The 14,902-nt window shown below is 60.6% G+C and carries 16 protein-coding genes and 1 tRNA gene; 4 read left to right on the top strand and 13 right to left on the bottom strand.

Translation table 11 applies throughout. The features are described from left to right. Positions 1–11: 11 nt before the first annotated feature. The 4 genes from VF436_RS15450 to VF436_RS15435 form a co-directional block, all read right to left on the bottom strand. A complete protein-coding gene (locus VF436_RS15450) occupies positions 12–1,022 on the bottom strand; it encodes a 3-oxoacyl-[acyl-carrier-protein] synthase III C-terminal domain-containing protein (RefSeq protein WP_330904915.1) in 1,011 nt (336 codons plus the stop codon). Between the two features lie 143 nt (positions 1,023–1,165). Next, positions 1,166–2,440: an adenylosuccinate synthetase gene (locus tag VF436_RS15445; protein WP_330904914.1), complete on the bottom strand. Its 1,275-nt coding sequence runs from the start codon at positions 2,438–2,440 to the stop codon at positions 1,166–1,168. Positions 2,441–2,455: 15 nt separating this feature from the next. After that, positions 2,456–3,379 carry a hypothetical protein gene (locus VF436_RS15440; RefSeq protein WP_330904913.1) on the bottom strand — a complete coding sequence of 308 codons (924 nt, stop codon included), beginning with the start codon at positions 3,377–3,379 and terminating at the stop codon, positions 2,456–2,458. A gap of 1 nt (position 3,380) precedes the next feature. Beyond that, positions 3,381–4,436, bottom strand: coding sequence for a hypothetical protein (locus tag VF436_RS15435; protein WP_330904912.1), 1,056 nt, complete (start codon positions 4,434–4,436; stop codon positions 3,381–3,383). A gap of 132 nt (positions 4,437–4,568) precedes the next feature. Between VF436_RS15435 and VF436_RS15430 the strand changes: the two genes are divergently transcribed. Continuing rightward, the gene (locus VF436_RS15430; protein WP_330904911.1) at positions 4,569–5,261 is read left to right on the top strand and encodes an NUDIX hydrolase; all 693 of its coding nucleotides are present in this window, start codon (positions 4,569–4,571) and stop codon (positions 5,259–5,261) included. A 253-nt stretch (positions 5,262–5,514) separates the two neighbouring features. Here the strand turns inward: VF436_RS15430 and VF436_RS15425 are convergent, their stop codons facing one another. From VF436_RS15425 to VF436_RS15410, 4 genes are all read right to left on the bottom strand, one after another. Further along, entirely contained in the window at positions 5,515–5,970 is a 456-nt protein-coding gene (locus VF436_RS15425; protein ID WP_330904910.1) for a hypothetical protein, read from the bottom strand. A gap of 385 nt (positions 5,971–6,355) precedes the next feature. Next, complete coding sequence (locus VF436_RS15420) at positions 6,356–6,619, bottom strand: hypothetical protein (protein ID WP_330904909.1); 264 nt, start codon at positions 6,617–6,619, stop codon at positions 6,356–6,358. A 41-nt stretch (positions 6,620–6,660) separates the two neighbouring features. Continuing rightward, entirely contained in the window at positions 6,661–6,786 is a 126-nt protein-coding gene (locus VF436_RS15415; RefSeq protein ID WP_330904908.1) for a hypothetical protein, read from the bottom strand. Next, on the bottom strand, positions 6,783–6,968 hold the full coding sequence (locus VF436_RS15410; RefSeq protein ID WP_330904907.1) for a hypothetical protein: 186 nt from the start codon (positions 6,966–6,968) through the stop codon (positions 6,783–6,785). Before VF436_RS15410 ends, VF436_RS15415 begins: the two co-directional genes overlap by 4 nt. A 107-nt stretch (positions 6,969–7,075) precedes the next feature. Here VF436_RS15410 and VF436_RS15405 point away from each other — a divergent pair, with 107 nt between their 5' ends. Both VF436_RS15405 and VF436_RS15400 read left to right on the top strand, forming a co-directional pair. After that, positions 7,076–7,312: a hypothetical protein gene (locus VF436_RS15405; protein WP_330904906.1), complete on the top strand. Its 237-nt coding sequence runs from the start codon at positions 7,076–7,078 to the stop codon at positions 7,310–7,312. 171 nt (positions 7,313–7,483) lie between these two features. After that, positions 7,484–8,587 carry a S41 family peptidase gene (locus VF436_RS15400; protein WP_330904905.1) on the top strand — a complete coding sequence of 368 codons (1,104 nt, stop codon included), beginning with the start codon at positions 7,484–7,486 and terminating at the stop codon, positions 8,585–8,587. On the opposite strand, the gene VF436_RS21730 is transcribed toward VF436_RS15400, so the two are convergent. The 3 genes from VF436_RS21730 to VF436_RS15390 form a co-directional block, all read right to left on the bottom strand. Continuing rightward, on the bottom strand, positions 8,524–8,928 hold the full coding sequence (locus VF436_RS21730; protein ID WP_414649870.1) for an Arm DNA-binding domain-containing protein: 405 nt from the start codon (positions 8,926–8,928) through the stop codon (positions 8,524–8,526). The two genes, VF436_RS15400 and VF436_RS21730, sit on opposite strands and share 64 nt — an antisense overlap. Before the next feature lie 102 nt (positions 8,929–9,030). Continuing rightward, positions 9,031–9,107: transfer RNA gene (locus VF436_RS15395), tRNA-Arg, on the bottom strand. Positions 9,108–9,265: 158 nt separating this feature from the next. Next, the gene (locus VF436_RS15390) at positions 9,266–11,122 is read right to left on the bottom strand and encodes a M61 family peptidase (protein ID WP_330904952.1); all 1,857 of its coding nucleotides are present in this window, start codon (positions 11,120–11,122) and stop codon (positions 9,266–9,268) included. 295 nt (positions 11,123–11,417) lie between these two features. Here VF436_RS15390 and VF436_RS15385 point away from each other — a divergent pair, with 295 nt between their 5' ends. Beyond that, positions 11,418–11,993 carry an outer membrane protein gene (locus VF436_RS15385; RefSeq protein WP_330904904.1) on the top strand — a complete coding sequence of 192 codons (576 nt, stop codon included), beginning with the start codon at positions 11,418–11,420 and terminating at the stop codon, positions 11,991–11,993. A gap of 46 nt (positions 11,994–12,039) precedes the next feature. Here the strand turns inward: VF436_RS15385 and VF436_RS15380 are convergent, their stop codons facing one another. Together VF436_RS15380 and VF436_RS15375 are read right to left on the bottom strand one after the other, a co-directional pair. Then, a complete protein-coding gene (locus VF436_RS15380) occupies positions 12,040–13,473 on the bottom strand; it encodes an amino acid permease (protein WP_330904903.1) in 1,434 nt (477 codons plus the stop codon). Between the two features lie 103 nt (positions 13,474–13,576). Next, on the bottom strand, positions 13,577–14,896 hold the full coding sequence (locus tag VF436_RS15375) for a sterol desaturase family protein (protein ID WP_330904902.1): 1,320 nt from the start codon (positions 14,894–14,896) through the stop codon (positions 13,577–13,579). Positions 14,897–14,902 lie beyond the last annotated feature (6 nt).

Genomic DNA, 14,902 nt, shown 5'->3' with positions numbered 1-14,902 from the left:
GGCGCCCTCGCTCAGTACTTCAGCACTGCGCCGCCAAACGACAGGCCAGCGCCCGAGCCCACCAGGGCGATGGTATCGCCACGACGAATGCGGCCGGCCTCGATGGCCTGGTGCAGGGCCACGGGAATCGATGCGGCCATCTGATTGCCACGCATGGCCAGTACGCGAAACAACATGCCTGCCGGCAACTGCAACGCCGATTCCAGATGGGCCAGGCCTTTCATGCTGGCCTGGTGCGGCACGATGCACGACAACCCATCGATGGACACATCGGCGCACTCAAACAGGCGCTCCAGGAAAGGCGGCAAAAGCCTGGCCGCCATGCGATACGTCGCCGGTCCGTGCATTTCGAAGTACGCACCTTGCCGGAAAGCCTCTGGATCGTCGCGCAATCGGATACGTGTACCGCCCGAGCGCACCTGACAAAGTTCGGCGCCATCGGCATAGGTCTCCAGACGCACGCCCAGCAATTGCGACGAGGCGCCCTCGCAATGCTCCAGCACCACCGCTGCCGCGCCGTCGCCAAACAGCATGGCGGTGACCGGATCGTCCCAATTCAGACCCGCCGAAGCGACCTCGCTCGACACCAGCAGCACTCGACGATATCGCCCGATGGCCATGGCGGCACTGATCATATCGAGCGCGGCAATGAAACTCAGGCAGGTCGCATTGATGTCGAAGGACGGGATACCGCTGCCGCCCAGGCCCAATGCACGCTGGATCAATACCGCTGTGCATGGAATGGCCTGCTCCATCACGCTGCATGCTGAAACGATGGCATCGAGATCGCCCGGCTCCAGCCCCGCAGCGGCCAGCGCCTGCCTGGCCGCACTGGCAGCCATCGAGGACGTGGTTTCTCCATCAGCGGCGAAGAAACGACTCAGCACGCCGGAATGACGCTGGGTCCATCCAGAAGGCTTGCGCCAACGGGTATCGAGCTCATCGGATGTGACGCGACGCGCAGCAACGTGTTCACCCGTGCCGGCGATGCGAATGGAAAGCGGTTGTTGCGCGACGGCCATGTAACGTCAAGGTCCCTGTATTGCTGGCGATGCGAGCCGTCATCCTCGCACAGGCGACGAAGATTTCGCGGACAGGCGGCACGGTGATCCTGAACAAACCTTCATCACGCGTCACGTCAGTTCGGTCCGTTACGCAGAGCCACTTACAGACACGGGCTCAACGACGACTCCGTCGCGATAGCATCCCGATGCCCCCTGCTCGTGCCGGCTTCCCGTCGATCCGTGCGGGCAGGTCCCCATGCCTGTGCAGCCAGGGGAATGCCGATCGCATCGGCCGTGGCCTGCGCCAGTTCGGCGGTGGGCCAACGGCGGCCATCACGCCACATCGTATGCGGTCCCATTTGGTCCAGGCAGGTGACTTCGAGCATCGGGCACACCCCCACAGTCGCGTTCTCGGTGGAACCTCGCCGCAGATCACGCCAGATGTCGTCACGCAACGCGATGGGGTCCAGATGGGCGAAGCGTAAGCTGCCCTGGTAAGGATTGGGCACATTGGTCGGGTCATGGAAATCCGGCGCGGATGGACCAGGAAGCTCGTCGGCCAATGGCCCGGCACCATGGCGGGTGCGATAGGCACGCGTCACATAGTGCGCCTCCAACGGCGCGATCGTATCCAGGCCGGCATCCTTGAGCACGCGAACAATGCCCGGCAAACCGGTATGGGATCGGGTCACGAAGGGGAAATCACCCAGATCCTGGTCCAGCCGTAATCCTTGGGCGCCCTCGAAGACAAGCACATCCTGGTCGGCCAGCACCTGCGTGGCGCGCCATACCAGGCGACGGCCCAGGGCCAGGGCGTCTGCCACGAAGCGGTCAAGCAGAGCCACGCTGTCCATCCAGGGGCCCAGGGCATCGCCGGATAGCCCCGCCTGCGCCAGCCTGCCTGGCAGATACTCGTGGCGGATCACGGCCAAACGGGCTCGCACGCGCGCCTCAGACGCCAGGTCCTGCCCACGCAGGGCAAAGGCCTCGTGCCGCGAGCGCTCCACGGTTTCTCCGAAACCCACGCCGCAACTGCCATGACGCCCCTCGCCACGGGCGTGTTCCAGCGCCTGGTTGATCATCGCGTCCCAGGGCACCGACACCGGCGCACGCGGATCGGCCACCAGATACGGCGCGGACACGCCCATGCCGGCCAGTGCATCCAGCTCGGCGCCAAGCAACCAGGGGTTCAACGCTACTTCGGCCCCGAGGTAGGTCGGGGCACAGAGCAATGCCCCGCTGCCAACCTGATGAAATACATGGCGCTTGCCATCGGGCGTCACGACGGTGTGACCCGCCTGGGCTCCGCTGTTGAAGCGAACCACCCAGGCATTCAGGCCGTCCCGATGAGCATCGGCGACCAGGGCGTCTACCGTGCGGCCTTTGCCCTCGTCACCGAATCCCGCCCCGATAACCGCCTGCATGCGTATGACCATGTTCAGCTCCGCGACTTAGAAGCGAGTGAGTGCCGGTGTCGCCCCCGCAGTGGGGCTGGGGAGTCCTGCGAGGGCACGGCGCACCACCAACGCCGTATCACCGGTCCAACTGGCGGCAACATCTGCCGCGTGTGCACCCTCGTTGGCCTGGATGGTCGATACCAGTACTTCCGACAGCCGCGTGTAGTCGGACAGGGGAATCACACGCTGCCCCATCAGGTGATGCCAACTGTCGAACACCGCATCGCGACTCGCCGGCGAACTGCACGCATTGCCCTGCTCCACGATGATATGGAACACGTGGTAATAGCGCTCGGCCAGGGCAAGCAAGTCCGCCGGGCTGTAATCACGCTCGATATCGTCGCCGAAAATGGCCTGGGCCTGGGCGACCGTCAGTGCCGGTGGCACCTGCTCATCGCCCACGGTGAAGAGATAGCCCTTGGTGTTGCGCTTGGCGATCGAGTCGGTCTTCGTGCGCACGCCGGCGAAATACCAAGGCAAGTGGTAGGACTCGCTGGCGTTGCCACCACCACCGCCCTCCAGGTAGATGGACGACAATTGCTCGGCGATGCGCAGGTCGGCTTCGAACTGTGTCACTTGCAGCGGTGCGCGATCAAAGAAGGCATCGCCCACTCCCATGAACATCAGGTGTGGGTCGGTCACCGGCTTGCGGTGGTAGACCTCGTCGATGAAAGTGCCCAGGCTGCCCTTGATCAGCGCCTCGGGAATGCTGCCCATGGAGCCGGTGACATCGAGCGCCACGATGATGGGCGTCGATTGCGGGTTGAGATCGGAATCGACCGATTCGCGCAGGGTGATGTTCTTCGGATCGAGCGCAGCGTGCATGCCGCGCGACGCGAAGATAGCGCCACGCGACTTGCTGCTGGTGGAAGCGGCATAACGATCCCAGTCACTGGGATTCCAACGTGCAGAGCCCATATCAGTTCTCCGGATAAATGGTGCTTGTGGACAGATCCCATGTCGCAAAGCGAGGGGGACCAAACGTTGTTTCGACGACTTTTTTCCATGACCGATACTGGTCGATCGCGCTACCGGCAGCCGGACTGCGGGCGAAGGTGACCCATGCCGCCGGTGCCCTGGCCGTTATCGGCCCCATGCCAGTGGCGTCACCGAGCAATGCGCGCAGCAAGCGGCGGATGCGGATGTGACCGAGCGCGCTGCGCTGGACCGGATCACCGCGCCATGCGGGCGTAACGTCGGCCAGGGTGTTGCCCGGAAGCGCGGCCCAGCGCTCGTCGATGCGACCGGCATAAGCCCAGCCGCCCAGCAACGCCACGCGGTGACGCACGGTATCGATCCACACCGTGGAGGCATCGATCGCCGGATGCGCGCGCTGCGCATACTCCAGATAGCAGGCCAGGTTCCACAGACCGCTACCGATCCAGGCTACATGCTCAGGCGGCACGGTGCCGACGTGGGCCATGACGTCGGCCAGCCGCACCAGCGCGGGGTCACGAGGGCGCACCACCAGCACCGCGTCGGCCGTGCGATGCACCGTGGCGGGCGCAGGCAGACACGGACGGATCTGCTCCTCCATGCCGGCGGAAGCGAACGTCCATCGTGATGTCTGCGCGACGCTACGCTCGGCCAGGTCGGCCATATTCAATGGCACCACTTCGAGCAAACTGCGCTGCCCGATGTAGACCGCACCGAGCTCACTGGCATAGGTCGCCAGGTAGGGCATCGTCCAGCGACGACCATCGGCTGTCGCCGTGCTTTCAAAAACCGGACGTGCCTCAGTAGCCCGGCGATCGGGCGCCAGCATCCGCGAACCACCAGACACGCGCCGACGCTGGCGTTGGATACGGGCAAACACCGCAGCCGCTTGGGAATCGATGCAATGGTCCGGGTGCCAGCGCCCGGACAAGCGACGCAGCAATGTCAATCGTTCCGTCAGCGCGACACCCAGTGCGGCTTCCCACTGCGCGTCGGTGGCGGCAAGCAAATCAGCAGCAGAGGCGGTGAGCAGGTCCATGGCGATATGCTAGCAAATATTTGTTGTTTGCAATTAAATAATAATGAGGCAAATTTTTGACCAAAGATCATTGTTTCAGCTCGAAAAATCAGGTAATTTTTTGCAAAGCAAAAGAAATTTGAGGAGCTCATCGTGAGCGACGACTACCCCACCCCGATCGTGACTACCGATATCGTCGTCCTCACCCTCAAGGAGGGCGCCCTGCAATTGCTGCTGGCGCAACGCGCGGCCGATTCACCCGTTGCCCCGGGCGCCTGGACCTTGCCCGGCGGCTTCGTGCATACGGACGAGGACCACGCGCTGGAAGACACGGTACGCCGCGTGTTCCGCAGCAAGACCGGCGGCGACGTCGCCTACCTCGAACAACTGTGCACGTTTGGCAGCGCGGATCGCGATCCGCGCGGGTGGTCGCTGTCGGTGGCCTATCTCGCCCTGGTGCCCGAGCACAAGGTCACCGGATTGGACGCGCAACGGACTCGCTGGGTCACCGTACGCCCCTGTCCCAGCCTGCCCTTCGATCACACCGCCATCGTGGCCCAGGCACTGGATCGCGTACGAGGCAAAGCCGCCTATTCCTCGCTACCAGCGTTCCTGCTGCCCGATACCTTCACCCTGCCCGAACTCATGGCCGTCTACGAGGCTGTGCTGAACCAACAACTGGATCAATCGACCTTCCGCCGCAAGGTGGCCGAGCAACGCATGATCGTGCGCGCACGCGGCGCGCGCGTGCATGAGGGCGCAGGCCGACCGGCCGCGCTGTACAAACTCTCGCGACCGGCATTGCAGGATTTCGGGCGGGTATTGCTGGGGACGCGGGACGCTTGAGCACCCCAAACAACACGTCACGAGGCATGCTGGAGGCAACGAGAGATCGATGGCTATTGAGTAGCGATTATCTTTTCCTTGTCACGCCATCTTCAAAGCTCACGTGAGCGAGAAACTCGGCAAGCCCCCGAAGAGCAAATCCGTAGACTACCGCGGCAGCAACAAGAAGCAGAATCGCTGACATTGGAGCCTAACGCCGGAATTGAGTGGCGGCGTAGCCGTCCGACTCGAATGGTTTGTTAGCTGGCGCAGCCTACCTTGCAACTAACTTTTTGATGAGCTTGGAGCCAAGAATGGTCTCAAGTTGAAGGTCTTGAGCTGGAGTCGTGTCGCCCCATGGGCTGGATGCTTCGAGGAGGAACGAGGCGAAACGGTCGCCACCCGGAAAGTGGAGTTGAGACAGCAGGATATTACTGTTGCAGCAGGGAGTAGTTATTGATAGGTCGTGATACGCGCCCTCGCTCTCATTCCATGCGTGTTCCATGGCATGTTGAAACCAGTCCTCTGAGCCTGCGCCACAATGCGGACACGTCGGATATTCCCATTCCTGTCCGGAGTCGAAGAACTGGATTCCCGGATAGTTACCGGCAGTAACTTCGCGAGCTTGAGGAAGGATGGACTCAAGTAGTTCCCTTGCCTCTTCAAGGGCGGCCAGCGACGGCTGGTATGCCGGGTCGACGGGAACGAACTGCAAATAGGTTTCGGCCATATTTCCTCGGCTAACGCTTGAGTTAAGCGGCGCCGCTACGGCGTCCGCCTGGACGACTTGTCAGGCCACGGTGCCCGCGCCATCGGAGCCGGACCTAGCAGCCTTGCACACGCCGCACAGGGTTGGTTTATACCAAACAAAGCGTTTGTCGACCTCATACGCTTGCTGCTGCTCCCCGAGCGTGCAGACGAACGACCGGGTGCAAATAGAGCACTTGCAGCGGATGCCCTCATATTGGGTGGCGTTGCGATCGTACTGGCCACCGTTGCGCTGGCTAGCAGCGCTCCACTTTGACCGGTCAATGAAAATACAGGATGCAGAATCGGTAGTCGTGGCCTAACGCTGGAGTCAAGCGACGGCGAAGCCGTCCGCCTTGAACGAGTTGTTAGGAGCCTTGCTCAAATAGCTGCTTTCGTGCCAATTGCCACTCGGCCCAGCAATTTTCAGCAACGATATCAGGATAGCCTCTGGCTTTTTCCCCTGCGACGGCTACGTTATAAGGGAGAACAACGCAGATGGCATGGTCCCGGATGGCTAGCACCTGAGCCTCCGTGAGTGGAGCGCCCATGGTTTGCTCCGCTTTGTAGAGCAGCGCCACTAACGGCGGATTGAACACGAGGCACTTCGGATCGTCTTGATCGTTGCTCACACAGTCTCCCAATTACGGTTTATCCGGACGCTACGGCCCGGTTATACATCCAGTCGGCTACAACGCGTATTGACCCACAAGCCGATGATCTTATCGAACCAGCGATTGAGCTTGAGTAGCATGCCGACCAGCCGGCAAGCCAACGAATCGTGGGCAGCGGCGGTCATGACGTTACCATGGCATGTTCAAGACACGTGGCTTGCTGCCGTGCGTTCACAGGGTATGACAATGCGCGGCTAAACTTGAACAGCGCCAGCATGAAATTTCCTTTGCGCGCATTCTTGACGAGCAGCTTCGCATCGAAGCGCTCCACGCTTTTGGGCAGTTCTGTTTGCAACCGAATGATCATGATCTCTTGCGCCCGCCAACCCATGGCTTGACCATGAACGGGCAAGCAGCAAGATTCGCTCCATGATCCAGGGAGCTCGTGCCTGGCTTGCGCTTCCTCGATAGGTCGTGCAGATCCAGGCCGAACCCCTCATTGGGCAAACTTGGCGCCGCTCGAACGATCCGCCGAAGAAGTTCATTTCTATCGAAGATGCCGGAGCATCTCGGCCGAACAAGCGCATGGCGATGGAAGCGATCTCCATGACTTACGACCTGGCCGCGCCTGGCCATGAAGCAGTTGTGCAAGCCGTTGTGGTCTGCCGAATTGAATGCCTGCTCCGGGCATCGGAGGCATACCGCCGGTGATGATTACCGTGTCGCTTCTCACGTGTCCGCCTACCAGAGTGTCCGCTTCGGTCCATCGAAAGATGGATCTTTTCAACTCTGAAGGGTGCCGATAGTTACTGGACAGCACGCAGATGCATCGCCAAAGTGCGCCTGAAGCCCGGCAACAGTACGGCATCCGAGAACCAGCGTATGAACTTCTTCACCTGGATCACCACCATCGGCATCGTGCTTGCCACGACATGCTCTTTTGTCCACGCTCGCGACGTCGCACGTGATGCAAGCGATGACGTTCGTTTTTTGTCCGCCCGAATCGCACAAGACCATCCTGGCATGGTGAACCCAGGCGATCCGGCTTTTCGGCGAAGGGCAAACGAGGCGGCACGTAAAGCTCTTAGAAGGGCTGATAAAGCGCGAACGGTCGGTGACTACCGCGACGTTCTAACCGCTTATGTGGCAAGTTTTGAAGACCCTCATCTAAGCGTGGAGTTGAACGATACTCAGGACGCCGCGTCTCCGCCTCCCGGGGCTGCGCTGACGCGACGAGGAGGCTTTGAGCAACTCAGCTCGGATATTTGGCTCCTGAGGCTACCTACTTTTTACGCCGGCGAACCTGGTTTTGACGACGTAATTCACGCCATTGACCAAGCGGAGAAGGAGCTGGCAAGAAACACACCGGGCACGCTAGTGATCGACTTGCGTGGCAACGGTGGCGGTGCATCTGAGCCAGGTGATCGCGTGCTCATGGCCATCTGGGGAAATCACGCGCTTCCTGCACTAGCCGGTCGGCGGGCAAAAAGTTCAGCATGGCGCGCATCACGCAATGTTCTGCGCGATCTTGAGCAAAGGCGACCTCGAATTGCTCAGCGCTACCCCACTGAACTAGCCGGATATGACCAGTTGCTCTCCGGACTGCGTGGCGCCGTAAACCATAACCAACTGCTTTACCAGGAACCGATCGTTCCAACCGTGGATCGAGGCGCACTAAAGGCTGGCCCAAAGAAAGTCTTTGTCATTACCGATAGTGCTTGCATCAGCGCATGCCTTGATTTCATGGACCGGGTTTTGGAGGCGCCCCATGTCGTACAAGTGGGTCAGGCGACAGGGTGGGACACCATTTACACAGAAGTGGAATCCATCTCGTTGCCGAGCGGGCGAGGTGACGCCACCATCCCGGTCCAACTCCTTCAGGGACGATACCGCGCGAGCCGTCAGGTCTATGAGCCGTCCATTCATTTGGACGACGATAAAGCGATAGATGGCTGGATTGCCTCGCTTAAGCCGTCAACCCCATAAGGGGAACGGTCTGCTTTGTGTCGCGATTTCGTGGTGATCAACACATCCTTGAAAGTCTGACAGAAGTAATTCCCACCTTTTTCGACTTCGCTGCACTCTCGTGGTGTGTACCGGCTTCGCCCCTTGATAGGAGTACACGCGTTACCTCGCCAAGTTCGCGCCTCGGCAAGGGAGACCACCGGATATTCACCGAGCGCCGCCCTGCTCGATCTACCGGCGCGACGAGAGCACCAGAGCTTTGCATCTGATGGACGAACCTCAATGCATAGGCCACCGGTGCAAAGTACACGATAGACCCTGTCGCCAGGCCTCAAAGCACGAAGCTCGCTATCGATAGGCATGCAAGTAAGCCGCCGCGAGGAACGGCGCTTATGGCATTGCCACGTACTCACTACCTTACTCGCTTTTCACCTGAACGCGACTGGGCGCTTCTGGACTGGTATTGGCGCGCCCGGAGGGATTCGAACCCCCGACCAATGGCTTCGGAAGCCACTACTCTATCCGGCTGAGCTACGGGCGCATGGTGGACGTGCCGCGAGCACGTGGGCCCGGGGCAGTCTGGTAAGTATAGCGGAGCTTGGCGGGGAGGCCCAGCCTCACGGCGTGGGCGCCCCCTCCCCGATTCATCAGACCCCTTCCCTGCCAGGGGAAGGGTCTTTCAATGATGGGGGCTGGAACTCAGCGAGCCTTGAGCAGTTCGGCCAGACGATCCGGCTTGCCCTGGATGCGCTCCAGGTGCGGGTACTTCAGGCCGTCGTGGTAGTCGATGCGGATGGTCTGGAATTCATCGAAGTTCTTGACCAGCAGTTCGACCGGCTTGCTCTTGTCCTTGGACGAGGCGGTCACGGCGTCCTTCAGCGTGTCGCTGGAGAACTCCTTGCCGTTGACACCGATCAGCTTCATGCCCGGCGACAGGCCAGCCTTGAATGCCGGGCCATCCCACAACACGTCGGCGATGTCGCCGCCCTTGCCCACCGACACACCAAGCGAATAGGTCAGGTCAGTCGAACCGCGGCGAGCCTCGACTCCCTTGATCGCATCCGATGGCTTGTCCGTGTAGACCAGCTTCCAGCCGTGCGCTTCGATACCACCGGTGATCGGGCCATGACCGTCCAGGCGCTCGCGCAGGTACTTGGCCCAGTCGTAGGGCTGGATATCGTTGAGAGTCTTGACCACATCCTCGAAGGTGTAGGTGTTGACGTCCCACTCGCCGTTCTTCATGCCGAAGAAGTTCTTGCCGAAATCGTCGATGGTCTTCTTGTTGCCCGACAACTCGCGCAGCTTGCCGTCGACGTCCAACCAGATCATCTGGCCACCCGAGTAGTAATCCTCACTCATCTGGTAGTTGCGATACGGCAGCGGACGGCGCATCGCGATGATCGGGTCGTTGGTCGTGTCCTGGATATTGCGCCACAGCTGCAAGCCCGGACGCCCCTTCTCATAGGTCGCGGCCACGTAGGCGAGCATGTCGCGCGCCATGTCTTCCTTCCACAGCCCGGAACGCGCGGCCATGACGTAGCCCCAGAACTGGGTCTGGCCTTCGTACACCCACAGCAGGCTGTCCTGCATCGGCACATTGAAGCTCGGGGTGGCCAGGTCGGCCCCCCGGCGATACTTGCCATCCCACGAGTGATTGAATTCATGCGAGAGCAGGTCGCGCTCGACGGCGCTCTTGTCCCACTCGGTGAAATAGTTCGTACCGACACCGTTCTCGCTGGAGCGATGATGTTCCAGGCCATTGCCGCTCATCTTCTCGCTGAGCGACAGCAGGAAGTCGTAGTGGTTGTAATGGTGTGCGCCGTACATCTTGTACATCTGCTGCACGAGGTTCTGGTGCACCTTCAATTGCTCTGGCTTGATCTCCAGGAACTTCGGATCGTCAGCCACGATGTTCAGGAACACCGGTGTCTTGGCGCCCGGATCGAGATCGACACGCTTGAAGTACTTGCCCGCATAGATCGGCGAATCGACCAGGTCGTCATAGTCGATTTCTTTGAAGCTGACGGTATCGCCACTGCGCGCAGCGACATCCAGGGCGGTGCCAAGCTGCCAGCCGGCAGGCAGAGTTACGCTGGCCTCAGCCTTGATCTGGGTGGTGAAATAGCCGGCCGGATACACCGACACGGCGTTCCATTGCACATTGAGCATTTCTGGCGTCATCACGACACGGCCCTGGCGCGGGTCCTGCGGTGAGAGAAACTGGAATTCCACCTGCACGTCGCTGGCGCCCTGCGGCACGTCTACATGAAAGGCATAGACGTTGAGCGGGTCGCGCGTCCACGGCAGCACCTGGCCGTTGGCGGTGACCTTCAAACCGGCGAACTTGTCGATCGGGCCGGTCGGCGAATGATTGCCCGGCAGCCATTGGGGGTACAGCAGAGTCAGCGGACCGGCCTGGGCGGGAATCGTCTCTTGCACACGAAACACGCGATGCGCGATATCGGTTGCATCCACGTGGATCTTCAAGGTGCCCTGGTAGGGTACGTTCTGTGGGGCCGGCACATCGGCGACAGCGGCAAAACTGCCCAACCCCATGGCGGAGGCGAGCACGGCACAAGCAAGACGTGAAACTTTCAACGGAGGTCTCCCATGGACACTTTGGCCCGGCGGGTGGCCGCCGGGCTGGACACAAATTGACCGTGGGATGCTAGACCCCCATGACCTTCAGCACCCCCTGCCAGAGGTCACGGGCGATCGGACATTGCAGCAGGGCGCCGGAAAGGCCCAGTTAAGAAGGGTAAGTTATGATCTGTAAGTCGCCTCATTTGACCTGCGACACGCCGTAGAGCCGTTTGCGGCGGAACCTCAACAACGTAGAGATGGACTTCTCATGCGCAAGAACTTCTTCGTGGCCACGCTGGCCGCCGCAGCTTTGCTGCCCCTCATCGCCCACGCCGCTCCTCTCGACAACTTCTTTGTCGCAGGCAATCTGGGCCAGACCAAACTGCGCTCGGCAGGCGTCGATCACAACAAGAGTGTGTTCCAGAACGCTCGCTTCGGCTGGCGCTGGAACGGTATCGTCGGCCCGGAAATGGGCTATGCCTACCTGGGCCGTCCGAAGACCTCTTTCGATGGAGGCACCATTTCAGCCAGGACCCAGGCAGCAACGCTTGGTGTGAACGCCCGGTGGGACTTTACGCCAAGCTGGTTCGTCACCGGCCATAGTGGATATGCCCGGACGCGGACCACTACTCAGTTCAACGATGTGCCTTCGCGGTCGCAAAGCTTACGTAGCACCAATAACGGTTGGTATGCTGGCGTCGGTGTGGGCTACAACATGACCCAGCATGTCAGCCTGGGATTGAACTACGACAACTACGGCGTGAGCATGGGTCGCCGCAGCCAGGGCAGCGCAACCAACACCAATATCGCCGCCTACTCGGCATCGCTCGAATATCGCTTCTGAGTGTTCGCTTTCGCAGGAAAAACGGCCGCATTCGCGGCCGTTTTTCTTAGTGCTGCTCCAATCGACTATGTCTGATGCCATAACCGAAATAGGCCAGCAATCCCAACGAGGTCCACACCACGAACAGTTCCCACGTGGCCAACGGCAGCTCCGATAGCAACCAGATCGAGAAGGCAATGCCGATCAACGGTACCAACGGCACCCAAGGCGTGCGGAAAGCGCGCTGCAGGTGAGGCTTGCGCACGCGCAGTACGATGATCGACGTACAGATTACGATGAAAGCCGATAGCACGCCGATATTCACCAGTTTGGCGACTTCGTCGAGCGGAAAAAGACCCGCCACCAATGCGGTAAAGACGCCCAGCACCACGGTCGGTCGATGCGGCGTGCCATAACGTGGATGCACCTTGGCGAACCAGCCAGGCAAAAGCCCGTCGCGTGCGAGCGCGAACCAGATGCGTGTCGCGCCCAGCATGAAAGCGAACAGCACGCTGATGAGACCAAAGACCGCCGATACCGATACCGTCAACGCCACCCAGTGCAGACCCAACCCCTTGAATGCATCAGCTACCGGCGCGTCGGTATTGAGCGTGGTGTAGTGTGCGATACCTGTCAGTACCATAGATACGGCCAGATACATCGTCATCGAAATACCCAGCGATAGCAGCACCGCGCGCGGCAGGTCGCGCTGGGGATTCTTCGACTCTTCCGCGGCGGTGGTCAGCGTGTCGTAGCCAAACACGGCGAAGAACACCACGGCCGCTGCGGTCGCCACACCCTGGAAGCCGAAGTGGCCAACACCATCAGCTCCCACCACACGTGCAGGAATGAAGGGTGTCCAACGCGAAGGATCGACATAGAACACGCCCACGCCGATCACCAGGGCTACGGCGAGCACCTTGACCACCACGACCAGGGTATTGAAACGAGCGCCCCATTCGGTACGAAAGATCAGCAGCGCAGATACACCCAAGGTAACCAAGGCAGCGATCACGTTGAAGACGTGGCCTTCGCCGGTGCCAATGGCACCTTGCGCCCACGCGGGCAAATGGATGCCAAGAGTGCTTAAGGCCGCCTGTACGTAGCCGGCCCAGCCGATGGCCACCACTGCGACGATCAGCGCGTATTCGAGCAGCAGATCCCAACCGATCAGCCAGGCCGCCAGTTCGCCCAGCACGGCATAGCCGTAGGTGTAGGCACTACCGGTGACCGGGATCATGCCCGCGAACTCGGCGTAGCACAGGGCCGCGGCAGCGCTGGCGATGCCGGCGATAAGGAAGGAAAGCGCCACGGCTGGGCCCGCGTTCAAAGCCGCCTGCTGACCGGCGAGTACGAATACACCTACGCCGATGATGCCGCCGATGCCGATAGCAGTCAGTTGCCATAGGCCAAGCACCCTGCGGAAATCACCGCGCTTGCCCGCCTCGGCCTGCAGTTGCTCCACCGGCTTGTGGCGTATCAATTTACTCAAAACACTCATCGCGCGACTTCCTGGAAACGTAACGCGATCATAACTGGTTGTATCGCGGGTGCCATGCTGCACGCGCGCGCATGGCCCGTCCCCTCTGTCCGTAGGAGCGATTTCAATCGCGATGCAAGGCCACGCCAGTTGCAGGGGTAGCGCCACCTGAAGGCTCGAAGCCACTCTCCGCGATCGAGGTCATGCCCGGAGCAACGCGGCGAACGATTACAAGTAACACGCATGCACTTACAAGCGGCAATGCGATCAACGCCACCCGAAGGCGCATATCGATGACAGGCGATCCAAACCATCCGCCGCTCAGCAGCGGGATAGCCGCCGTTGCAATCAGCCTCACCAGTTCGAGCCAGCGTCCGGCACGATGTGCCTCGGTCAAGGCACCCAGCGCGTAAAGACTCATTACCAGGAAGACGGCATATCCGATCAGCTCCGTCATCGGAAGGCGCTTGGCAAGATCCAGGAAATGCACGCCCATGCCGAGCAGTAAGGCGAACTGCACGAGGCTGTAGACCAGCATCGGTGCAGTCAACGGTGGCGCAAAACGTTCGCGATCGATATCGAAGGCCGCTTTGGGGAAGCGTTCGGCGACGTCGGCGGGTCGCCAGCCCGGCGGCTTGATCCAGACGAGCAATTTGTCGCGCCAGCGACGCGCGTGCCAGGCATCCTTGAACGTGGCCCAGTAGACCTCCGCATTGGCCCATAGCGGATTCCAGCTACGCAAGGGCGAGCGTGTGCCATAGATGGGCCGATCATTGTCGTCTTCCTCGATGAAGGTGCCGAACAGGCGGTCCCATATGATCAGCACGCCGCCATAGTTGCGATCGAGGTATCGGTCGTTCACGGCGTGATGTGCACGGTGGTTGGACGGCGAGCAGAACACCCGATCAAACCAGCCCAAGCGTCGTACGACTTCGGTATGTACCCAGAATTGGTAAAGCAGATCGACCAACGCCACAACCACGAATACTTCCAGCGGATAGCCGACAAAGGCCATCGGCAGGTAGAACAGCCAACCCAGCAACATCCCGCTGCCTGTCTGGCGCAACGCCGTAGCGAGGTTGTAATCCTCGCTTTGATGATGCACCACGTGTGCAGCCCAAAGGATGTTCACTTCGTGGCCACAACGATGCAGCCAGTAGTAGCAAAAGTCGTAGAACAACAGTCCGGTGACCCACACCCACATGCTGCGGGATGGCAGTTGAAAGAGCGCCAGGTGCTGCACGCACCACGCGTAGATACCAAAGGTCAGAAGCTTGGTGAAAACGGCAACCACCTGGGAAATCACCCCCAGCGACAAGCTGTTGATCGCATCGCTGGCGTGGTAAGCCTTACGCCCCTGCAGGCGCGCTACAAACAGCTCCACCGCGATCAGCACGAAGAACACCGGGGTCGCCCAGGTGATGATGGTTTCCTGCGTGTTCAAGGCTGC

Origin of the sequence: Dyella sp. (assembly GCF_036384435.1) — a bacterium.
Taxonomy (GTDB): domain Bacteria; phylum Pseudomonadota; class Gammaproteobacteria; order Xanthomonadales; family Rhodanobacteraceae; genus GSA-30.
This window is presented reverse-complemented; position numbering and strand designations above follow the sequence as displayed.